The organism is Streptomyces sp. NPDC004629, assembly GCF_042873595.1.
In the GTDB taxonomy this organism is placed as follows: Bacteria; Actinomycetota; Actinomycetes; order Streptomycetales; family Streptomycetaceae; genus Streptomyces.
In genome coordinates, this window is the sequence record NZ_JBIALO010000005.1 from 145,161 (window position 1) to 165,337 (window position 20,177).

At 72.8% G+C, this 20,177-nt stretch carries 19 protein-coding genes; 5 read left to right on the plus strand and 14 right to left on the minus strand.

From position 1 onward, the window contains the following. The first annotated feature begins 7 nt into the window (after positions 1-7). The gene (locus ACFYTE_RS09520) at positions 8-211 is read left to right on the plus strand and encodes a DUF1918 domain-containing protein (RefSeq protein WP_388707145.1); all 204 of its coding nucleotides are present in this window, start codon (positions 8-10) and stop codon (positions 209-211) included. Here the strand turns inward: ACFYTE_RS09520 and ACFYTE_RS09525 are convergent, their stop codons facing one another. Next, positions 212-1,516: a glycoside hydrolase family 10 protein gene (locus ACFYTE_RS09525; RefSeq protein ID WP_388707148.1), complete on the minus strand. Its 1,305-nt coding sequence runs from the start codon at positions 1,514-1,516 to the stop codon at positions 212-214. 174 nt (positions 1,517-1,690) lie between these two features. On the opposite strand from ACFYTE_RS09525, the gene ACFYTE_RS09530 reads away from it, so the two are divergent. Both ACFYTE_RS09530 and ACFYTE_RS09535 read left to right on the plus strand, forming a co-directional pair. Next, positions 1,691-2,560: a 3-hydroxybutyryl-CoA dehydrogenase gene (locus ACFYTE_RS09530; protein ID WP_388707150.1), complete on the plus strand. Its 870-nt coding sequence runs from the start codon at positions 1,691-1,693 to the stop codon at positions 2,558-2,560. Positions 2,561-2,753: 193 nt separating this feature from the next. Further along, complete coding sequence (locus ACFYTE_RS09535) at positions 2,754-3,011, plus strand: hypothetical protein (protein WP_388707153.1); 258 nt, start codon at positions 2,754-2,756, stop codon at positions 3,009-3,011. Here the strand turns inward: ACFYTE_RS09535 and ACFYTE_RS09540 are convergent, their stop codons facing one another. The 10 genes from ACFYTE_RS09540 to infC all read right to left on the minus strand — a co-directional run bounded on the left by ACFYTE_RS09540 (position 3,012) and on the right by infC (position 14,042). Then, the gene (locus ACFYTE_RS09540; RefSeq protein ID WP_388707155.1) at positions 3,012-3,542 is read right to left on the minus strand and encodes an NUDIX hydrolase; all 531 of its coding nucleotides are present in this window, start codon (positions 3,540-3,542) and stop codon (positions 3,012-3,014) included. It lies immediately after the preceding gene. A 57-nt stretch (positions 3,543-3,599) separates the two neighbouring features. Then, positions 3,600-4,940 carry a transcriptional regulator gene (locus ACFYTE_RS09545; RefSeq protein ID WP_388707158.1) on the minus strand — a complete coding sequence of 447 codons (1,341 nt, stop codon included), beginning with the start codon at positions 4,938-4,940 and terminating at the stop codon, positions 3,600-3,602. Positions 4,941-5,145: 205 nt separating this feature from the next. After that, on the minus strand, positions 5,146-6,252 hold the full coding sequence (locus ACFYTE_RS09550; RefSeq protein ID WP_388707160.1) for a PP2C family protein-serine/threonine phosphatase: 1,107 nt from the start codon (positions 6,250-6,252) through the stop codon (positions 5,146-5,148). Between the two features lie 231 nt (positions 6,253-6,483). Beyond that, a complete protein-coding gene (gene pheT, locus ACFYTE_RS09555; protein ID WP_388707163.1) occupies positions 6,484-9,030 on the minus strand; it encodes a phenylalanine--tRNA ligase subunit beta in 2,547 nt (848 codons plus the stop codon). Further along, positions 9,030-10,154 carry a phenylalanine--tRNA ligase subunit alpha gene (gene pheS, locus ACFYTE_RS09560; RefSeq protein WP_351730110.1) on the minus strand — a complete coding sequence of 375 codons (1,125 nt, stop codon included), beginning with the start codon at positions 10,152-10,154 and terminating at the stop codon, positions 9,030-9,032. The genes pheT and pheS overlap by 1 nt, the downstream gene beginning before the upstream one ends. A 170-nt stretch (positions 10,155-10,324) precedes the next feature. Continuing rightward, positions 10,325-11,461, minus strand: coding sequence for an ATP-binding protein (locus ACFYTE_RS09565; protein WP_388707165.1), 1,137 nt, complete (start codon positions 11,459-11,461; stop codon positions 10,325-10,327). Positions 11,462-11,551: 90 nt separating this feature from the next. Beyond that, the gene (locus ACFYTE_RS09570) at positions 11,552-12,412 is read right to left on the minus strand and encodes a TrmH family RNA methyltransferase (RefSeq protein WP_388707167.1); all 861 of its coding nucleotides are present in this window, start codon (positions 12,410-12,412) and stop codon (positions 11,552-11,554) included. Positions 12,413-12,595: 183 nt separating this feature from the next. Continuing rightward, positions 12,596-12,979, minus strand: a complete 384-nt coding sequence (gene rplT, locus ACFYTE_RS09575) for a 50S ribosomal protein L20 (RefSeq protein WP_006141703.1) — start codon at positions 12,977-12,979, stop codon at positions 12,596-12,598. A gap of 101 nt (positions 12,980-13,080) precedes the next feature. Beyond that, positions 13,081-13,275 (minus strand): 50S ribosomal protein L35, encoded by a 195-nt coding sequence (gene rpmI / locus ACFYTE_RS09580; protein ID WP_121888283.1) that lies wholly within the window; start codon positions 13,273-13,275, stop codon positions 13,081-13,083. Between the two features lie 110 nt (positions 13,276-13,385). Beyond that, positions 13,386-14,042, minus strand: a complete 657-nt coding sequence (infC, locus tag ACFYTE_RS09585) for a translation initiation factor IF-3 (protein WP_351730220.1) — start codon at positions 14,040-14,042, stop codon at positions 13,386-13,388. Between the two features lie 378 nt (positions 14,043-14,420). Between infC and ACFYTE_RS09590 the strand changes: the two genes are divergently transcribed. Next, on the plus strand, positions 14,421-14,798 hold the full coding sequence (locus tag ACFYTE_RS09590; protein WP_388707171.1) for a DUF1844 domain-containing protein: 378 nt from the start codon (positions 14,421-14,423) through the stop codon (positions 14,796-14,798). 11 nt (positions 14,799-14,809) lie between these two features. On the opposite strand, the gene ACFYTE_RS09595 is transcribed toward ACFYTE_RS09590, so the two are convergent. Continuing rightward, complete coding sequence (locus tag ACFYTE_RS09595) at positions 14,810-15,541, minus strand: SseB family protein (RefSeq protein ID WP_388707173.1); 732 nt, start codon at positions 15,539-15,541, stop codon at positions 14,810-14,812. A 149-nt stretch (positions 15,542-15,690) separates the two neighbouring features. On the opposite strand from ACFYTE_RS09595, the gene ACFYTE_RS09600 reads away from it, so the two are divergent. Then, a complete protein-coding gene (locus ACFYTE_RS09600) occupies positions 15,691-16,713 on the plus strand; it encodes a serine hydrolase (protein ID WP_388707176.1) in 1,023 nt (340 codons plus the stop codon). A gap of 55 nt (positions 16,714-16,768) precedes the next feature. Here the strand turns inward: ACFYTE_RS09600 and mycP are convergent, their stop codons facing one another. Both mycP and ACFYTE_RS09610 read right to left on the minus strand, forming a co-directional pair. After that, entirely contained in the window at positions 16,769-17,956 is a 1,188-nt protein-coding gene (gene mycP / locus ACFYTE_RS09605; protein WP_388707179.1) for a type VII secretion-associated serine protease mycosin, read from the minus strand. Continuing rightward, positions 17,953-18,765 carry a hypothetical protein gene (locus ACFYTE_RS09610; RefSeq protein WP_388707597.1) on the minus strand — a complete coding sequence of 271 codons (813 nt, stop codon included), beginning with the start codon at positions 18,763-18,765 and terminating at the stop codon, positions 17,953-17,955. The genes mycP and ACFYTE_RS09610 overlap by 4 nt, the downstream gene beginning before the upstream one ends. Positions 18,766-20,177: the final 1,412 nt, after the last annotated feature.

Below are 20,177 nucleotides of genomic sequence, written 5' to 3' on the forward strand. Positions count from 1 at the left end.
CCCGCAGATGCGTGCAACCGTGGGCGACCAGCTTGTCCAGCACGGCAGGGTGGTCGGCCAGCACGACCAGGTCTCGGAGGTCGTCGAAGTGATGGGCACCGAGGGCAACCCGCCCTATCGCGTGCGCTTCCCGGACGGACACGAGGCCGTGATGGCTCCCGGCCCCGACTGCGAGATCCGTCACCGGAACCAGGAACCCCAGGCCCAGTAATCAGCGCGGGGGATGCGCCGGCTGCCGGTAGTGGTCGGCGACGACCCGCGCCATCGCCCCGACCGGATCCCGCGCGAGGTCCCGGGCGGAGAAGAAGACGTGCCCGCGCACCTGCGCGTGGCCGGCGGCGAGGGTGAGGTGCCGGGACAGCTCGGCCGGGTCCTGCCACTCGGCGGGCTGCCCGGCGGCCCCCGACTTGTACAGCGCCTCGCCGATGTACAGGCGGGTCCGGGTGCCCTTGGCGACCTCGGCCCACCAGCGTACGAGTGTGGCGTAGTCGGCGGCGGCGAAGCCGATGTTCCAGTACACCTGCGGGACGATGTAGTCGATCCAGCCCTCCCTGACCCAGGTGCGGGTGTCCGCGTGCAGGTCGTCGTACGTCTGCACGCCCGCCAGGGTGTCCGAGCCACGGCTGTCGCTCGACGCGTTGCGCCACACCCCGAACGGGCTGATCCCGAACTGGGTGCCGGGCCGGATCTGCCGGATCCGCGCGGCCGTCTCACGCACCAGCTTGTCGATGTTGTCGCGGCGCCAGGCCGCCCGGTCGGTGAAGCCGCCGCCGTACGCGGCGTATGCGGCGGCGTCGTCAAAGCCCTGCCCGGCGACCGGGTAGGGGTAGAAGTAGTCGTCGAAGTGGACGGCGTCCACGGGGTACCTCGCCACCGCGTCCAGCATCGCATCCCGCACGAAGGCGCGGACCTGCGGCAGGCCCGGGTTGTAGTACAGCCTGCCGCCGTAGCGCACCACCCAGTCCGGGTGCCTGCGGGCCGGGTGGGAGGCGGCCAGCCGGGCGGGGTCGGCGTGCAGCGCGATCCGGTACGGGTTGAACCAGGCGTGCAGCTGCAGCCCGCGGGCGTGTGCCTCGGTGACGGCCGTGCCCAGCGGGTCCCAGCCCGGGGGCCCGCCCTGAGTTCCGGTGAGATACGCGGACCACGGCTCGTGGGGCGAGGGCCACAGCGCGTCCGCGGTCGGCCGCACCTGGAGGATGATCGTGTTGAGGCGGTCGTGGACGGCCCGGTCGAGGTGGGCGATCAGCTCCGCGCGCTGCGCGGCGGCGGTCAGGCCCGGCTTCGAGGGCCAGTCGTGGTTGTCGACCGTCGCCAGCCACACGCCCCGCAGCTCGGTGGCGGCCCGTCGCGGTGCCGCCGCGCCGCCCGGCGCCGGCGCACCGCCCCCGGCGGGCGCACCACCCGGCGCAAGGGCACTACCGGGCGCGGGCGCACCACCGGGTGCCACCGCGGCGCCCGGTGCCGTCACCAGCGTCGACAGCGCCACCGCGAACGCCCGGCGTGAGACCGGCCTCATCTGCGCACCCCCGTACCCTGCGGATCCATGCCGTGGCCGTCAGGGATCGGCCCGGGCCCCAGGATGCCCCGCCCCGCGCGATCGATCATCGATACTTGGGAGTAACGTGCACGATCGGAGCAGGCGCGCGATCCGGAGGCGCCGCGCCTGACGTGGATCAGCGAAGGGGACGATGTGACGGGCAGCTCGGATATCGCACGTGTCGGGGTGGTCGGCTGCGGTCAGATGGGGGCGGGCATCGCCGAAGTCTGCGCCCGCGCCGGTCTGGAGGTCAAGGTCGCAGAGACCACCGGCGAGGCCCTGGAGATCGGCCGCACCCGGCTGTTCAACTCCCTGGCCAAGGCCGCCGAGCGCGGCAAGATCAGCGAGGCGGAGCGGGACTCGGCGCAGGCGCGCCTCGACTTCACCACCGATCTCGGCGAGTTCGCGGACCGCGACCTGGTCATCGAGGCCGTCGTCGAGAACGAGCAGGTGAAGACGGAGATCTTCCAGGTGCTCGACCAGGTGGTGACCCGGCCGGACGCGATCCTCGCCTCCAACACCTCCTCCATCCCGCTGGTGAAGCTGGCCGTCGCCACGGGCCGCCCCGACCAGGTCGTCGGCATCCACTTCTTCAACCCGGCCCCGGTGCAGCAGCTCGTCGAGCTGGTCCCGGCGCTCACCACCTCCGAGGGCACGCTCGGCCGTGCTCAGCTGTTCGCCGAGAAGGTGCTGGGCAAGCACGCCATCCGCGCCCAGGACCGGTCCGGGTTCGTGGTCAACGCGCTGCTCGTGCCCTATCTGCTGTCCGCGATCCGGATGTTCGAGTCCGGCATCGCGGGCCGCGAGGACATCGACAACGGCATGGAACTGGGCTGCGCCCACCCGATGGGCCCGCTGAAGCTGTCCGATCTGATCGGCCTGGACACCATCGTCTCCATCGCCGACTCGATGTACCAGGAGTACAAGGAACCCCTGTACGCCGCTCCCCCGCTGCTCCAACGCATGGTCGAAGCCGGCCGCCTCGGCCGCAAGTCCGGCTCGGGCTTCTACACCTACGGCTGATTACCCGGAGCGACATCGTGCGGGCCCGGCGCCGGATTCGGTGCCGGGCCCGTCCGTTTCACACACCGTGTGCGCGCCGGACCCGCATATGCCCTTCGCACACGCTCCCCTCGCGCCCACCAGGCGAGTTGACTCCTCATGCGCATGCAAGGGATGCGGAACACCCCGTTCGACTACGGAAAGGAGTGGACCCGTGACCGCCGATCCGGAGCATCCCGTGGTCCATGGAGAACTCGCAGAGTTACGGCGCCGCCTCGACGTGGCTTACGCCCGTGTCGAGGGAGGTCTGGCGCTGCTCAGTCATCGCACCGAGGAGACCGCCAAGGAGCTGGACGAGCTGAACACCCGAATGTCCTCGTTGGAACACGCCCGCTGGCCGCTGTCCTCGGTAGCCGCGCTCACCTCCCTGGGAGCCCTCGTAGTTGCCGTCTGGCAGGTGCTGGCGCACTAGTCAGGCGAGCCTGAGGTGGTGCAGGAGGAGTAACGCCGCCGCCATGTTGGCGGCCGGGACCTCTCCGCGGGCGACCATGTCGGGGACGAGCTTGAGGGGGACCCATTCCCGGCGGTCCGACTCGAAGTCGTCCACGGGGTGTCCGATGTACTCGCCCTCCTCGGCCCAGTAGACATGGTGCCGGGCGTCGGTGAGGCCGTTGGACGGCTCCACGCTCATCAGATGATGCAGGGGCCCCGGCCGCCAGCCGGTCTCCTCCTCCAGTTCCCTGGCGGCCGCGCGGGCGATGTCCTCGCCGTCCTCCACGACTCCCGCCGCGAGTTCCCAGCCCCAGCTGTCCGTGATGAACCGGTGGCGCCACAGCAGGAGTACCTCGTTGGCCTCGTTCACCACCGTCGCCACGGCCACGGGCCGCAGCCGGATCAGGAAGTGGTCCAGGTGCCGGCCGTCCGGCAGTTCGACATCTGCCAGATTGACGCTGAACCAGCGGTTTGCATACACAGTTTGTTCGTTCTGTTTCGTCCACTGCACGGTTCTGCCACCTTCCGCCGAGTAAGTGGCAATATCGCAGCAGTGGTTGGGACTGGCCTACAGCGGTACGCGCAGCGCCCCGTCGATGAGTTCGGCGGCCTCGGCGGTTCCGGCGCAGCCGCTGCGCGCCAAGTGCTCGCGCACCGCGCGCAGTCGGTCGCGCAGTCGCCGTGACTCCATTCCCCGGGCCTGCTCGGCCATCTGCACCGCCGTGGCCACCGCGGTGTCCGCATTGCCCTGCCGCAGTTCGATGGTGCTGAGCATGGCCAGCCGGTGCACCCGGCCCCGGTCGTGGGCCGGGTTTCCCACGGCGGTCGCGGCATGCTCCCGGGCCGCCGCCAGTTCGCCCAGACTGAGCAGCGCCTCGGCCACCTGCACGTTGACGAGGCCCGGCTGGACATAGCCGGTCTCGTCGGGCTCGTATCCGCGGCGGATGCGTTCGGCGGCCGTCTCGGCCCGCCGGATGCAGGACAGGGCGCTCGTGGCGTCGCCCAGATGGGCGTACGCCTTGGCCTGCATCGCGTACAGGTCCGAGGCCAGCGCGGGGGTGATGTGCTTGCCCGCGGCGCGCAGCGCGGCCTCGGCGAAGGCGACGGCCTGCCGGTACTCCCGGGTGAACAGCGCCTGGTTGACCAGGAGCGCGATGACATACGCCCCAAGTCCCCGGTCCCCGCTGGCCTTCGCCAGCCTGAGCGCCTGGTGGAAGTAGCGCTGGGCGAGTCCGTGCGCGTCGGAGTCGTATGCGCAGATGCCCGCGATCGCAACCAACCCGCCGGTGGCCCGGTGCACTTGGCGGCCGGTGGCATCGGTGTAGCCGCCGCGCAGCAGCGGCGCCGCCTCGGCGTTGAGGAAGCCGACGACGCGGCTGCGGGTCGCGATGCCACCGGCCTTGCGGTACATCTGCTCGTAGTGCGCTCGGGCGGCACGCAGCATCTCGATGTCCCCCGCGGTGACCCGGTGTCTGCCGCCGCGCGAGACGTCCACGTCCTCGGGCGGGTTCTCCCACTCCCACACGGGCATCACCGCGGGTGTGCCGGTGACGGCGGGCGCGCCGAGCACGTGCGAACGCTGCTGCTCGTCGGAGCGCCACAGCGCCGTGGCCCGTTCGACGAAGCCGGACAGCGTGGTGCCCTGCGGGGTGGCGGGTTCGCCGGGGACGCCGAGGCCGATGTCGTCCAGCGTGACGGGCCGGTGCAGCCGGGCGGCGAGCACCTCGCAGATCAGGTCGGGCACCTGGCCACGGGGCCGCTGGCCCTTCAACCACCGTGCGACGGCGGTGTGTTCGTAACGGAGCGCGAGGCCCCGCGCCCGGCCCTCCTGGTTGACATGGGCGGCAAGACCGGCGTGCGAGATGCCGGCCTCGTCCAGGATCGCGTCGAGCAGAGTGTTGGGCTGCATGGATGCCCCCGGGTGGCCTGGTGTGGTCAGCGTAGTGCGTACGGGTTCACACGGGGTGTGAACGGAGTGCGCGAATCCGGGCGGTACGCGCACTGTCGCGGAGCGTGTTCAGCCGGTTCACTGAAATGCCTCGCAAGAGGCCGGCCGGGCCGCCGGCTCCCCCTCCTACAGCGCGGTGGCCTGGCCGCCGTCTGGACCATGCGGCCTAGGGGGGTGCCGCCAGGGGTGCGTTGTCCGCCGCTGAGTGTGGCGGGTCGGCGGCGCAGTTCCCCGCCCCCCTGGAGGGCGCGCCCCGCTTCGCCCTCTCCCCTTCGTTCCGCAGGACCAGAACGGCGATGTCGTCCGTCGGGGTGCCCGCAGTGTGACGCAGCAGGGACGTGAGGACCGTGCGCACGACCGTCTGCGGGGAGACCGGGTCGTCGCGGGCCGCCTCCGTGAGGATGTTCGGCAGCGGGAAGAAGCGGCCCTGTGCGTCCCTCGCGTCCTCCGCTCCGTCCGTGTACAGGACCAGGGATTCACCGGGGAGCAGCCGGCCGCGAAAGGCGGGGTCCACCTCGCGCGGCAACGGGAACGGGCCGAGCGGTGGCAGGGGTTCGGCGCGGGTGAGCGGCTGTACGCCGTGGTCGCCGAGCCGGTACGGCCACGGATGGCCGCAGCTGAACGCGCGCAGTTGGCCGTCCCGGCGGATCTCCAGCAGGAGCACCGTGACAAACTCCTCCGCGACCGGGGTGTCGGGATCCCGGCCGGCCGAGGGGTGCTCGGCGCGGGCCCGTTCGCTCAGGTGCCGGTCCAGGGCCCGGTCCAGCCGGCGCAGCACACAGCCGAGTTCGGGCTCGTCGTGCACGGCCTCGCGGAAGCTGCCGAGGACGGCCGCGACGGTGGCCAGGGCGGCGAGACCGTGACCGCGCACATCCCCCATCACCACCCGGACGCCGTGTTCGGTGGCGATCGCCTCGTACAGGTCGCCGCCGATGGCCGCGCCACGGTCGGCGGAGAGCTGACCGGCGGCGACGAGGAGGCCGTCGAGGCGGGCGGGCGGAGGACGCAGCAGCACGCTCTGCGCGGCGCCCGCGACCCGGCGGGCCTGCCGCAGCTCACGCAGCAGGGCCCGACGGACGTGGATCATGAGCCCGGTGCCGACCGCGAAGAACACGGCGCAGGTGACGATCCGCGCGCCGAACCCGTTCCGCTGGGCGAGCGGGCAGACCAGCTTGTACAGGATGGCCGCGCCACCCCAGAGGGTGGGCAGTGCCAGGGCGCGGGCGCGGCGCATACCGCGCCGCGTGGGTGCTCGCGCCTTGAGACGGATCATGCCGATGCCCCCATGGAAGCCCTGACAGAGCAGACGGACCGACCCCGAAAGGCCGGTCCGATTCTGTCGACGGCATGGCCCGAAAAAGGCCAGATCACCACCAACAGCCACCCGAACGAGTGAGCCTCCCCACGCCCCAAGGGGGCGCGGGGCTGCAATCACCATGCGGCTCCGCCGCGCGGGCGCGACCAGCCACAACGCGCCCGCAGACAAACGACGGCCCTGCCCCGCCTAGGCCCGCAGCACAGCGCCCGTGCGCTCGCCCGCGAGGGCAACCGCCGCGTCCCGGGCGGCCGAGGCCTCGTCCACCGTCAGCGTCCGGTCCGCCGCACGGAAACGCAGCGCGAACGCCAGCGACTTCCTGCCCGCCCCGAGTTGTTCGGCGTTCTCGTAGACGTCGAACAGCCGGATGGACTCAAGGAGTTCACCCGCTCCCTCGCGCAGCGCGGCCTCGACGTCGGCGCTCGGCACGCCCCCGGCGACGACCAGCGCCACGTCCTGGGTGGCCACCGGGAAGGTCGAGATGCGCGGGCTCGTCACGAGTCCGGCGCCCGCCTCCTCCAGGACGTCCAGGTCCAGCTCCATCGCGCAGCTGCGCGCGGGCAGGCCGAGCGTCTTGAGGACACCGGGGTGCAGCTCACCGGCGTACCCGATGACCCGCTCGGCACCGTCCACGACGACCGCCAGCTCGGCGCAGCGGCCCGGGTGCCAGGGCCCGTACTGCCCCTTGCGGACGATCAGTTCGGTCCCGGTCTCGCGGGCGAGCAGCCGCGCGGCCTCGACCGCGTCCGCCCAGTCGGCCGGGCGGCCCCTGCCCCACCAGCCGGCCTGCTCGCGGGCGCCGGCGAGGACGACGGCGGCGTGCCGCGGCTGCTCGGGCAGCGCCTCGGTGAGGGAGGCGATCTCCTCGTCCGTGGGACGCCGGTCGACGGGCAGCCGGACGGCGGCCTTCCGTTCCTCGCGCGGTGAAGCCTCCCCTGTGCCGGCGGGGTCGAGGGCGGCCCGGGGATGGAAGACCAGCCCGGTCTCGAAGAGCGCCAGGTCGTGCGAGCCACGGCCGTCGTTGCGGCGCAGCGCGCCGAGCAGGCCCGGCAGCAGCGTCGTGCGCAGGGCGGGCTCCTCGTCGGAGAGCGGGTTGACCAGCGTGACCACCCGGCGGTCGGGGTCGTCGGCCGCGAGGGTGAGCTGGTCGAAGATCTGCTCACCGATGAACGGGTAGGTCAGCGCCTCGACATAGCCGGCGCCGGCCAGCGCGCGGCCGATCCGGCGGTGCAGCCGCTGCCGCTCGGTCAGGCCGAGGCCCGCCGGGGGCTTGGGCAGGGTGGAGGGCAGGTTCTCGTAGCCCTCCAGGCGGATGACCTCCTCCGCCAGGTCGTTCGGGTCGGTGAGGTCGGGCCGCCAGGACGGGACGGTGACGATCAGCTCGTCCTGCCCGTACACGTCGCAGCCGATCTCCTGGAGCCGGCGCACGACCGTCCCCCGGCCGTAGTCGACGCCCGCGACCCGGTCCGGGTGGTCGGCCGGGATGGTGATGGTGCGCGGCGCGGACGGCGCGATGACCTCCGTGACACCGGCGTCCGCGGTGCCGCCCGCGAGCAGCACCAGCAGGTCGACGGTGCGCTGGGCCGCCGCGGACGCGGCCTGCGGGTCGACGCCCCGCTCGAAGCGGCGGGACGCCTCGGAGGACAGCTTGTGCCGGCGGGCCGTGCGCGCGATGGAGACCGCGTCGAAGTGCGCGGCCTCGACGACCACTTCGGAGGTGGTGCCGTCGGTGTCGTCGATCTCGGTGTTGGCGCCGCCCATGACGCCGGCGAGGCCGATCGGACCGCGGTCGTCGGTGATGACCAGGTCCTGTGCGTCGAGGGTGCGGGTGACCCCGTCGAGGGTGGTGAGCTGCTCGCCCGCCGCGGCCCGGCGCACACCGACCGTGCCCTGGACACGGGAGCGGTCGTAGGCGTGCAGCGGCTGGCCCAGCTCCAGCATCACGTAGTTGGTGATGTCGACGGCCAGCGAGATCGGGCGCATGCCGGCCTTCTGGAGGCGCCGCTTGAGCCAGATCGGGGAGCGGGCCTCCGGGTCGAGGCCGGTCACGGTGCGGGCCGTGAAGCGGTCGCAGCCGAACGGGTCGGCGACCTTGACTGGGTAGCCGAAGGCGTTCGGGGCGGGTACGTCGAGCAGCGCCGGGTCGCGCAGCGGCAGGCCGTAGGCGATCGCCGTCTCGCGGGCGACGCCGCGCAGGGACAGGCAGTAGCCGCGGTCGGGTGTCACCGCGATGTCGAGGACCTCGTCGACCAGTTGGAGCAGTTCGACGGCGTCCGTGCCGACCTCGTGCTCCGGAGGCAGCACGATGATGCCCTTGGAACCGTCGTCACCCATGCCCAGCTCGTCGCTGGAGCAGATCATGCCGTGCGAGACCTTGCCGTAGGTCTTGCGGGCGGCGATCGCGAAACCGCCGGGCAGCACGGCGCCGGGCAGCACCACGACGACCTTGTCGCCGACGGCGAAGTTGCGGGCGCCGCAGACGATCTCCTGCGGCTCGCCCGTTCCGTTGGCCTGGCCCACGTCGACCGTGCAGAACCGGATCGGCTTCTTGAAGCCCTCCAGCTCCTCGATGGTCAGCACCTGGCCGACGACGAGCGGCCCCTTGAGGTCGGCGCCCAGTTGCTCGACGGTCTCCACCTCAAGGCCGACCGAGATCAGCTTCTCCTGGACGTCGCGCCCGGTCTCCGTCGCCGGCAGGTCGACGTACTCCCGCAGCCAAGAAAGCGGGACCCGCATCAGATCTCCATCCCGAACGGCCGGGTGAACCGGACGTCACCCTCGACCATGTCTCGCATGTCTTCGACGTTGTGGCGGAACATCAGCATTCGCTCGATGCCGAACCCGAAGGCGAATCCGCTGTACTTCTCGGGGTCGACGCCGCAGGCGGTGAGCACCCGCGGGTTGACCATGCCGCAGCCGCCCAGTTCGATCCAGCCCTCGCTGGAACAGGTGCGGCAGGGCCGGTCGGGGTTGCCGACGGACTCGCCCTTGCAGACGTAGCAGAGCATGTCCATCTCGGCGGACGGCTCGGTGAACGGGAAGTAGTTCGGCCGCAGCCGGGTCTTCATGTCCGCGCCGAACAGCGAGCGGACCATGTGGTCCAGCGTGCCCTTGAGGTCGGCCATGGTCAGGCCCTCGTCCACGGCCAGCAGCTCGATCTGGTGGAAGACCGGGGTGTGCGTGGCGTCCAGCTCGTCGGTGCGGTACACCCGGCCGGGACAGACGATGTAGACGGGCAGCTCACGGTCGAGCAGGGCGCGGACCTGGACCGGCGAGGTGTGGGTGCGCAGGATCACACCGGACTCGCCGTGGTCGCCGTCCGGGCCCTGGACGAAGAACGTGTCCTGCATCTGCCGGGCCGGGTGGTCCGGGGTGAAGTTCAGCGCGTCGAAGTTGAACCACTCCGCCTCGACCTCGGGGCCCTCGGCGATCTCGTAGCCCATGGACACGAAGACGTCGGCGACGCGTTCCATCATGGTGGTCAGCGGGTGCCGGGCGCCGGCCGGTACGCGGTCGTACGGCAGCGTGACGTCGACCGACTCCTCGACCAGGACGCGGGCGTCGCGTTCGGCCTCCAGTTCGCCCTGGCGGGCGGCGAGCGCCTTGTTCACGGCGCCGCGGGCCTGGCCGACGCGCTTGCCGGCCTCGGCCTTGGCGTGCGGGGGCAGGGCGCCGATCTCGCGGTTGGCGAGGGCCAGCGGGGAGGCGGGGCCCGTGTGGGCGACCTTGGCCTCGTGGAGCGCGTCGAGGGAGTCCGCGGCGGCGAAGGCGGCGAGCGCCTCGTCCCGCATGCGCTCGATCTCTTCCGGTTTCAACGCCTCGACCTCGACAGGGTCGTACGACTTATTGGGTGCCGACATCTCTTCCCGTGCTTCCGATTGGCTGGCTGGTGGTCCCCGTCACCGGCCCGAGGGCGAACCGTCGCCGTTGCTCGGGACTGCCGTCCCGCTCTTTGGGACACAAAGGTGCCAAAGGCCGAGTCTAACGGGGTCGGGGAAAGCGAATGCGCCCGTGGGTCCTCGGCGCGTGCTCAGAGCAGGTGTGCCGGGGTGCCCACGGGCAGGGTAAATCGGAACTCGGCGCCGCCGCCGGGGGCCCGGCCGACCGTGATGGTGCCGCCGTGGGCCTCGACGATGCCCTTGACGATATAGAGCCCGAGGCCGGTGCCGCCGCGCTTGCTGCCCCGCCAGAAGCGGGTGAAGACGCGGTTCATGGACTCCTCCGGGATGCCACTGCCCTCGTCGCTCACCGTGACCGACGTGGCCGCGTCCTCTCCTTCGCGTGGGGACGCGGCGGGCGTGACGTCAATGGTGACGGTTCCCTCGCCGTGCCGCACGGCATTTTCGATGAGGTTGCTGAGCACCTGGTCGACCTTGTCGGGGTCGGCCCACAGGGCGGGCAGCGGCTGCTCGATGCGCAGCAGGAACCGGTCGGCGGGCTGTCCGGCGGCGACGTACGCCTGGATGTGACGTCCCACGGCCGTCCCCATGTCGACGGGCTGGCGGCGCACCTCCAGCCGTCCGGAGTCGATGCGGGAGATGTCGAGCAGTTCGGCGATCAGCCGGGTGACGCGGTTGGCGTCCGCGTCGACGGTCTCCAGCATCAGCCGCTTCTGGTCGTCGGTGAACCGCTCCCACTTGGCGAGCAGCGTGGCGGTGAAGCCCTTCACGGAGGTGAGCGGGGAGCGCAGCTCGTGGGCGACGGTGGCGATCAGTTCGGCGTGGCTGCGTTCCGTGCGCCGCCTCGCCTCGGTGTCGCGCAGCGAGACGACGACACGGCGGATGGGACCGGTGGGCTCGCCGCGCACGTACCGCGCGGAGACCAGGACCTCCCGGCCGCCGGGCAGCAGCAGATTGCGCTCGGGCTGGCGCACCCGGATGGAGAGGCCACCGTAGGGGTCGGTGAGCTGCCACCAGCGGCGCCCCTCCAGGTCTTCTAACGGCAGGACCTTCTCCAGCCGGCGGCCGAGGGCGTCCTCGGGGCGTACGGCGGTGATCCGGGCCGCCGCCGCGTTGAAGCAGACGACGAGGCCGCGTTCGTCGGCGATCACGAGGCCGTCGGGCAGTTCGTCGGGGTCGATGCCGAGTCCGGCGAGACCACCGTGCCGGGGCGCGGGTGGCCGCCGTACGTCCCGCCCTCCCGGCGCACTGCTCGTGCCGACGCTCATCCCCGCACTCCACCTCTCAGTCGACGTGGGGCACCTCGCTGCTCCAGCGAAGCCGTGAGCTTGGGGAAAGCCCCAGGCGGGGCCACCCTACTAGCTCTCGGTGACGGAGCGGCACCCTCCGCAGGCGCGCTGTGCACGGGCCGACGCATACAGACATACGGCCGCGGCGGTCGCGAGGTTCAGACTCTCGGCCCTTCCGTGGATCGGGACGCGTACGACGGCGTCGGCGAGCGCCCGGGTCTCCTCGGGCAGCCCCCATGCCTCGTTGCCGAACACCCAGGCCGTGGGGCCGCCCATGGTGCCCTTGTCGAGTTCGTCGTCGAGGTCGTCGGGGCCGGCCCCGTCGGCGGCGAGTACGCGCACCCCGGCGGCCCTGAGCCCGGCGACGGCCCGCTCCACGGGGACGCCGACGCAGACGGGCAGGTGGAACAGGGAGCCGACGGAGGCCCGCACGGCCTTGGGGTTGTAGACGTCGACGGAGGCGTCGGTGAGCACGACGGCCTCGGCGCCGGCGGCGTCGGCGCAGCGCAGCACGGTGCCGGCGTTGCCGGGGTCGCGCACGTGCGCGAGGACGGCGACGAGCCGGGGCCGGGAGGCCAGGATCTCCTCGAAGGGGGTGTCGAGGAAGCGGCAGACACCGACCAGGCCCTGCGGGGTGACGGTGGTGGAGATGTCGGCGATGACCTCGTCGGCGGCGAGGTGCACCCGGGCGTCCGCGGCGCGGGCCGCGCCCACGATGTCGGCGTACCGCTCGGCGGCCTCGACGGTGACGAACAGCTCTACGAGGGTGGGGGCGGCGCCGACCCGGTGCCGGGCGGCCTCCCGCACGGCCTGCGGCCCCTCGGCGAGGAACAGCCGCTCCTTACCCCGGAAGTTCCGCCGGGCCAGCCGCCGGGCAGCCGAGACACGGCCGGACCGGGAAGAGATCAACTCGGGACCAGCGGAGGGCATCCTCTTCTTCACCTTCAGCAGTGTGTCAACAAGCGGTGTTCCGCAGAGGGGCGCGGGGAACTGCGCGCCCAGCCCCCACCGACCCGCACCCGGACGACGGCCAAGGACCCCAACAACAGGACCCGCAAGCCATAAAGCCTGCGGGTCCTTAAGTCACCGTACGCGGCTGAGGCCGGCGCAGCGTCAGGCGGCCTTGGGCGCGTTCACGTCCGAAGGCAGCGCCTTCTGCGCGACCTCGACGAGGGCGGCGAACGCGTTCGCGTCGTTGACCGCCAGCTCCGCCAGGATCTTGCGGTCGACCTCGACGTTCGCGGCCTTCAGGCCCTGGATGAAGCGGTTGTAGGTGATGCCGTTGGCGCGGGCGGCGGCGTTGATCCGCTGGATCCACAGCTGACGGAAGTCACCCTTGCGCTTCTTGCGGTCGTTGTAGTTGTAGACCAGCGAGTGGGTGACCTGCTCCTTGGCCTTGCGGTACAGGCGCGACCGCTGACCGCGGTAGCCGGAGGCCTGTTCGAGGATCGCCCGGCGCTTCTTGTGGGCGTTGACTGCCCGCTTGACGCGTGCCACTTGTTAACTCCTTGTAGCGGGGCCGTGGTGGTGCTCACACGGCCCGGAAACGGCTGGGTCCCGGTCCTGGCGCGGGGCGCTCGGCTGCGAGCGCCCGCGCGTCACTTGCCGAGAAGCTTCTTGATCTTCTTGGCGTCGCCCGGGGCCATCTCGGCGTTGCCGGTGAGGCGACGCGTCACACGGGACGACTTGTGCTCAAGCAGGTGGCGCTTGCCGGAGCGCTCACGGAGCACCTTGCCCGAGCCGGTGATCTTGAAGCGCTTGCTGGCACCGCTGTGCGTCTTGTTCTTCGGCATAGCGCCGTTTCTCCTCGTCGGTGGCGCTCCGGTGCCCGGTCGCGTGAACCGGGCACGATGGAGCGTCGCTCTTGTTTCGGTTACGTCCTGGGGACTTGCGTCCCCCGGGGTCACACCTCGGCGGAAGCCTCTGCAGGGGCCTCGGCGTCCACGGCGCTGTCGGGGTCCGCGGCGTTCTGCGAGCGGCCCGGGTGGGCCTTCGCGGACGCCTTGCGGGCCTCCTGCGCCTGACGGGCCTCGGCCATCGCCTCGGTCTTCTTCTTGTGCGGACCGAGGACCATGATCATGTTGCGGCCGTCCTGCTTCGGGTTGGACTCGACGAAGCCGAGGTCCTGGACGTCCTCCGCGAGCCGCTGCAGCAGCCTGTAGCCCAGCTCGGGGCGGGACTGCTCGCGGCCACGGAACATGATCGTGATCTTGACCTTGTCGCCCTGCTTGAGGAACCGGACGACGTGACCCTTCTTGGTGTCGTAGTCGTGCGGGTCGATCTTCGGCCGGAGCTTCATCTCCTTGATGACCGTGTGCGCCTGGTTCTTGCGCGCCTCACGGGCCTTCATGGCCGACTCGTACTTGAACTTCCCGTAGTCCATGAGCTTGCACACGGGCGGACGGGCGTTCGCCGCGACCTCGACCAGGTCCAGGTCGTACTCCTGCGCAAGCTCCAGTGCCTTCGCGAGCGGCACGATGCCGACCTGCTCGCCACTGGGACCGACAAGTCGCACCTCGGGAACGCGAATCCGGTCGTTGATGCGGGGCTCGGCGCTGATGGATCCTCCTCGGTAGCACCACGCGACAGTCTGGCGGACAGCCGCGTAACGTCTGTTTTCTCCTGAGACCTAACCGCGCCGAAGCAGAAAAAATGCCCCGGACGATCACAGGCGGGGCTCCTCGCACTACCGGAGCACCGCCGCGGTGACCGCGGGGCGCGCTTTCGGGCGACTCCAGCGTCCGCAGGGACGATGATGGCCGCCTGACCGGAGACCCGCCGCCCCGGAAGGCGGTCAGGTGGGAGATCGGAGCCTCCACTTCTGGGCCGGACACAGTCGTGTCCGGCCGGTCGTACGTAAAGGCTAACAGCTCGGGGGCGGGACGGCGAACCGAGGCCGACTGGGGCCTCGTGCGGTGCGGCGCCTATCGTGTCCCGCATGAGTGAGACCTCCCCCTCCGGCCCCGCCGAGCAGCCCGACTTCGACGAGATGGCGCGCGACATCGCCGAGGTCCCCGCGGTCGAGGTGATCGTGACGGTCGCCGTCAACCTGATGAGCGCCGCCGCCGTGAAGCTCGGGCTGGCCCCCCATGAAGGGGCGGGCGACAAGTACAAGGACCTGGACGAGGCCCGCAAGCTGGTGACGGCCCTCGCCGGTCTGCTGGACGCAAGCGCGACCGAGATCAGCTCCTTCCACGCGGCCCCGCTGCGCGACGGCCTGAAGTCGCTCCAACTGGCGTTCCGCGAGGCGTCGATCGTCCCGGACGAGCCCGGCCAGGGCCCCGGCGAGAAGTACACAGGACCCGTGTACGGCTAGCCCCGGCCGGGTCAGTCGCGTACGTACAAGGGCTCGCCCGGGGGCGTGGTCCCGGCCGGCAGCAGCGCCAGGTCGAGGCCGTGCACCAGGCGGGCCCGCAGTGTCTCGTCGGCGGCGAGCCGGCCCGCGACGGCGCGGGCGGCCTCGGCGGGCTGCGCCGCCGGGTCGAGGACGAGCGCGAGAGTGCCGTCGGCCCGGCCGGGACCGAGGTGTGCGCGCAGCACGGCGGGCTCGGCGGCCACCGCGGTCCGCACCGCCTCCAGCACGGCGGGGTCGGCCAGCGGGTCGGTCGTCGTACGCCCCTCGGCCAGCGCGAGCAGTGCGGGTCCCGTCAGTTCGAAGGGCACCGGCCCTGACATGTCCAGGACGACCGTGTCGGCCTTCTCGTGCGCGGCGGCCTGCAACGCCTGGTGCAGGGGTACGGCGACGGGGCGGGCGGCCGGGTCCCAGCGGGCCAGCGACTCGGTGGAGGTGAAGGCGGGCAGGGCGGTACGGGATCCGGCCCGCAGGGTCGGCACGGCCATGTCGCTGGTCTTCTCGCGGCGCAGCCCCCGCTCGTCCTCCTCCACCTCGCCGAGGACGGCCACCACCGGGACGAGCAGCCGGGCTCCCTTGAGCGCCGCCAGGACCGGACCCACGGCGGTGCGGTCCTCGGCCCAGGCGGCGAGCGCGGCGCTCAGCCGGGGGTCGGCGGACCCGTCGTCGTCGGAGAAGCCGGGGTCGGGAATGTTCTTCTTCGCCACGGTCCACGACCCTATCGGGGGGACTGCGGCGGGCCTCCCCGGGGCCCGGAACCCCTCGGTCACGATTTCACCGGACTCTCAGATGCCGCTGACGGGCCTCTCACCCGCTTCTCACGGCCCGCACAGCCGGCGCCCCGAGCATCACCGGCATGGAGTCCCCCCGAACCCGCCGGCGCCGCCGGTCCCGTCCCCGTGGGCGCCGTCCGCGGGCGCGCGCCGCGCTCGCGGCGCTCGCCGTCGTGGGCGTGATGGCCGGCGGGACGGTGTACGTGAAGGCGCGGGCGCACTCCGGCGGCGGGGACGTATCCTCGGCGGCGTCGCCGTCGGCCTCCTCCCCGGCCCCGGCGGGCGAGGAGGAATCGGTGCGGCCGGTGACGGAGCCGACGGTGGACCGGGGCGCGCTGCTGCGCACGGCGGTGACGGCGGTGACCGTCCCGTCGGGCGCGCGGGTGTCGGCGGCGGTGCTCGACCTGGACTCGGGCGAGCGGGCCGTCCACGGCGACGCGGCCTTCGACACGGCCAGCATCGTGAAGGTCGACATCCTGGCGGCGCTGCTGCTCCAGGCCCAGGACGCGGGACGGCACCTGACCGCCGCGGAGCGGGCGTACGCCACGAAGATGATCGAGAACAGCGACAACGACTCGGCGACGGCCCTGTGGCAGGGCATCGGCGGCGCGGACGGGCTCGACGCGGCGAACGAGCGCTTCGGGCTCACGGACACGACCGGCGGCGACGGCCCGCTGTGGGGGCTGACCCAGACCACGGCGGCCGATCAACTCACCCTGCTGCACCAGGTGTTCGGCGACGACTCGGAGCTGAGCGAGGCATCGCGCCACTATCTCCAGGGGCTGATGGAGTCCGTCGAGACCGATCAGCGGTGGGGGGTCTCGGCGGCGGCCGACGGCTCCGGGTACGCCCTGAAGAACGGCTGGCTGGCGCGCAGCACGACCGGGCTGTGGGACGTGAACAGCATCGGGCGCATCACGGTGGACGGCACCGCGTACCTGGTGGCCGTCCTCTCGAAGGGCACCGCGTCCAAGGCACGCGGCATCGACCTGGTCGAGACGACGGTCCGGGCCGCACTGTCGGCGTTCACCGCACAGCCGGCCCCTGAGACGACGCCCACAGCCTCCCCGGCGACAACGGCCTCACCGACGGCACCGACGCAGTGACCCGGGACGGCGGCCGCTGCCGGTCGCGGTGGTCGGGCGGGCGGTGGAGTTCTGGTCAGCGCTCCGTGGTGCGTCTGCCGCGCCACAGGACCACCGCGGCCACCAGGAGCACCCCGCCGACGCTGCCCGCGAGGGGGCCCGCCCAGTCCGCGGGGTCTCCGGCCCGTTCGGCGGCGTCCGGGCCCGGCCCGAAGTACTTCTCGCCGTAGGCCGCCGAACGCAGCCCCTGCGGCTTGAGCCGGCCGGCCGCGCCGATCGCGGCGGCGGGGTCGATGAAGCCGAAGCCGCGCGAGTCGTCCCGGCCGCCGCTCGGCGCGTCCCGTGCGGTCTCCTCCAGGAGCCGCTTGATCTGGGCCGGGGTCAGGCCCGGGTGGGCCGCCTTGACGAGCGCGACGGCGCCCGAGACGAAGGCGGAGGCGGCGCTGGTCCCCCAGCCCTCGTAGTACCTGCGGTCCGGGTCGGCGATGACGACGTCGACGCCGGGCGCGCTGACCGTGGCGTACCAGCGGCGGGTGGAGAAGGCGGCGCGGGTGCCGTAGCGGTCGACGGCGGTCGCGGCGATCACGCCCGGGTAGGCGGCCGGGTAGGAGATGTGGTCGCCCTTGTCGCCGCCGTTGCCGGCGGAGGCGACGACGACCACGCCCTTCTTCAGGGCGTACTGCACGGCCTCGTCCTCGCTCGGCTCCGGGTGCGCGGAGTCCGAGTCGTCGCCGAGCGAGAGGTTGATGACGTCGGCGCCGTGGTCGGCGGCCCAGCGGATGCCCTCCGCGAGGGCGTTGCCGCGGGTGGAGCGGGCCTTGGCGCGGGCCGAGTCGTCGTCCTCAAGGATCACCCGGACGGGCAGGATGTTCGCCTCGGGGGCGATGCCCATGACGCCGTCGGCGTTGCCCGGTCCGTGGCCGTGCGCCGCGATGATGCCGGCCATGGCCGTGCCGTGCTTGGCCCAGGCGGTGTCGCCCGCCTTGGCGCCGAGGCCGACGAAGTCCTTGGTGGGCAGGACGTTGCCGACGAGGTCGGGGTGCTCGGCGTCGACTCCGGTGTCCAGGACGGCGACGGTGACGCCCTTGCCCTTGGTGGTGCGCCAGGCCTCCTCGGCGTGCAGGGCGGACAGGGCCCACTGCTGGGCGCGTATGCCGTCGGCGTGCGCGACGGTGGACGGCAGGAGGGCGAGTGAGCCGGCGAGCAGGAGGCTCAGTGCGGTGCCGGTCGTGCTCGGGCGGTGGCCGCCCTTCGGTCGCCTCATGAGGGCTTCTCCGTGGCCGGGCTGACGGTCTGGCGCAGGCGCCGTTCGATGCGGTCGGCGAGGCCCTTGGCCTCCTGGCCGAGGCCCGCCTGTGCGGGGGCGGTGGTGGCGCCGGACTGCTGGGCGTCCGCGGCGGGCTGGGGCGCGTCGACGGTACGGCCGTCGGCCCAGCCGGAGACGGCGTAGGCGACGACGGGGGCGTCGGTGAGCACCGAGACGGTCCAGGCGGCGCGCTGCTCGTCGCCGAAGCCCGCGGCGAGGGTGTCCTTCGCGGCGTACGGGCGGGGCAGCAGATCGGTGCGGCGGTCCAGGCGTTCGTCCTTGAAGCGGACGGCGAGTGCGGACATGGCCGCGGCGTCGGCCTTGGTGAACAGCAGACCGACGGTGGTGAGATGGCTCTGGGTGGCGTCCGTGTACGTGGCCCGCAGCAGCCGTTCGCAGCCGAGCGGGGCGAGGAGCTTGCGCAGCAGCGGGTCGAAGGCGTTCGCGCAGCCGCTGTCCGGGGCGACGGCGATCCGGGTCCAGGTCCGGTCGGCTCCGCCGGGTCCGGCGCCCTTGCCCACGACGGTGGGCGGGAACAGTTCGTCCACCGGCACGCTGTGCCACAGGTCGCCGGCCGCGGCGAACCCGCTCGTGCCGCCCGCGGCGCCGGCGTCTCCGGTGAGCCAACTCCCGGTCACGGCACCGCCGATGAGCCCGATTCCGAGGACCAGGCAGGCGGCGGCAGCGGCGGTGCGGGGGCGCAGCCGCGCGCCCAGCGGCCGGGGCCGCGCCCGGTCGTCGTGCCCCTCGGGCTGTCCGAACGACACGACGGGCCGCTCGCCGCCGGGCGGCCCGTACGCGCTCCACGACAGCGCCGGGTCGGGGGCCACGGCGGATTCCGCCCGCCCCGGGAGCGGCCCCGGAAAGTCACCGGGCCGCCAGACCCCGCCCTGCGCCCCATCCGCGACGGCGGCGGAGTCGGCCCGCGACGGCACGGCGCCGAAGCCGGCCCGGACCCCGTCCCCGGCATCCGACCGAGCGGGCCCCGGCCGCACGCCGGCGGAGTCCGACCGAGCGGTCCGCGAGGGCGGCACAGCGGCGGAATCCGACCGAGCACCAGGCCTCGACGGCACGCAACCTGCCGAAGACGAACGCGGCACACCAGCAGAGCCGGACCCAGGAGCGCGCGAGGGCGACACAGCGGCGGAATCGGACCCAGAGGCCCGCGAGGACTGCACCGCGGCGGCATCGGGCCGAGCGGCGGGCCGCGACGGCGCGGCGGCGGGTGTGGAGTGCCGCGCAGCGGAGGGCGGCGGCAGGGGGTCCGGGCCGCCGTCCGGGCCGGGTTCGCGCGCGGGCGGCACCGGCCGTAGCCGGGATGCCGTCTCCGAGGGTGCCTCGCCGGGAGGGCTGGCCGGCAGAGGTGGCACGAGGGGCCGATGCCCGGGCCGCGGCGGTACGCCGGACCGCCGCGCGAAGAAAGCGCTCCCGTCGGCCGAAGACTTGCCGGAGGTACCGTCGCGCCTCGGACCGGACCCCGCGGTCGGCGGCGCGTCCGGAAAGCGGGCGGAGGCGGGCGGCGGCGGAGGCGAGGACATCGGACCGGCAACCCCGGACGACGTGACCGAGGGCCCGGTAGCAGCCGAGGCGGGGTCCGGCGCAGGCGTGGTCTCACCGGGGCTCACCCCACCCGTACCACCGCCCGCACGCACGCGACCGCCCACGGAGGCACCGCCACCGTTCCCGCCGCCACCCCCGTTCCCATGGAGACCAGCGCGGGCACCACCCGCATTCACGCCACCGACGCCCGTGGCCCCACCGACACCCGCATTCGCGCGGGCGCCCGTGATGCCGCCGACGCCCGTCCTCGCACGGTCACCCACATCCCCGCCACCACGCCCGGGGGCGCCGACACCCGCATTCACGCCACCGACGCCCGTGGCCCCACCGACACCCGCATTCGCGCGGGCGCCCGTATTGCCGCCGGCGCCCGTCCTCGCGCGGTCGCCCACATCCCCGCCGACGCCCGCGAAGCCACCGCCACCCGCGAAGGCGCCGCCGCCCGCATTCGTGCCGGCGCCCGTGTCGGTGCCGTCGGCCGCGTTTCCCTGGTCACCCCCGATGGCCGTGTTCCGGTCGGTGCCCGTGTTCGCGGGGTTTCCCGGGTTGTCGGTTTGTTCGGGGCTCTGCTTGTTTCCGGTTTCCGGGGCTCTCTCGCGGGTCTCGGGGTTCTCGCCGG

Coding starts and splice junctions, on each gene's coding strand:
- pheS (WP_351730110.1), bottom strand. CDS start 10,154: ATGTCGGCACCCAATAAGTCGTACGACCCTGTCGAGGTCGAGGCGTTG.
- rpmI (WP_121888283.1), bottom strand. CDS start 13,275: ATGCCGAAGAACAAGACGCACAGCGGTGCCAGCAAGCGCTTCAAGATC.
- ACFYTE_RS09570 (WP_388707167.1), bottom strand. CDS start 12,412: ATGCCCTCCGCTGGTCCCGAGTTGATCTCTTCCCGGTCCGGCCGTGTC.
- pheT (WP_388707163.1), bottom strand. CDS start 9,030: ATGCGGGTCCCGCTTTCTTGGCTGCGGGAGTACGTCGACCTGCCGGCG.
- ACFYTE_RS09550 (WP_388707160.1), bottom strand. CDS start 6,252: ATGATCCGTCTCAAGGCGCGAGCACCCACGCGGCGCGGTATGCGCCGC.
- ACFYTE_RS09525 (WP_388707148.1), bottom strand. CDS start 1,516: ATGAGGCCGGTCTCACGCCGGGCGTTCGCGGTGGCGCTGTCGACGCTG.
- ACFYTE_RS09600 (WP_388707176.1), top strand. CDS start 15,691: ATGGAGTCCCCCCGAACCCGCCGGCGCCGCCGGTCCCGTCCCCGTGGG.
- ACFYTE_RS09520 (WP_388707145.1), top strand. CDS start 8: ATGCGTGCAACCGTGGGCGACCAGCTTGTCCAGCACGGCAGGGTGGTC.
- ACFYTE_RS09590 (WP_388707171.1), top strand. CDS start 14,421: ATGAGTGAGACCTCCCCCTCCGGCCCCGCCGAGCAGCCCGACTTCGAC.
- ACFYTE_RS09565 (WP_388707165.1), bottom strand. CDS start 11,461: ATGAGCGTCGGCACGAGCAGTGCGCCGGGAGGGCGGGACGTACGGCGG.
- mycP (WP_388707179.1), bottom strand. CDS start 17,956: ATGAGGCGACCGAAGGGCGGCCACCGCCCGAGCACGACCGGCACCGCA.
- ACFYTE_RS09545 (WP_388707158.1), bottom strand. CDS start 4,940: ATGCAGCCCAACACTCTGCTCGACGCGATCCTGGACGAGGCCGGCATC.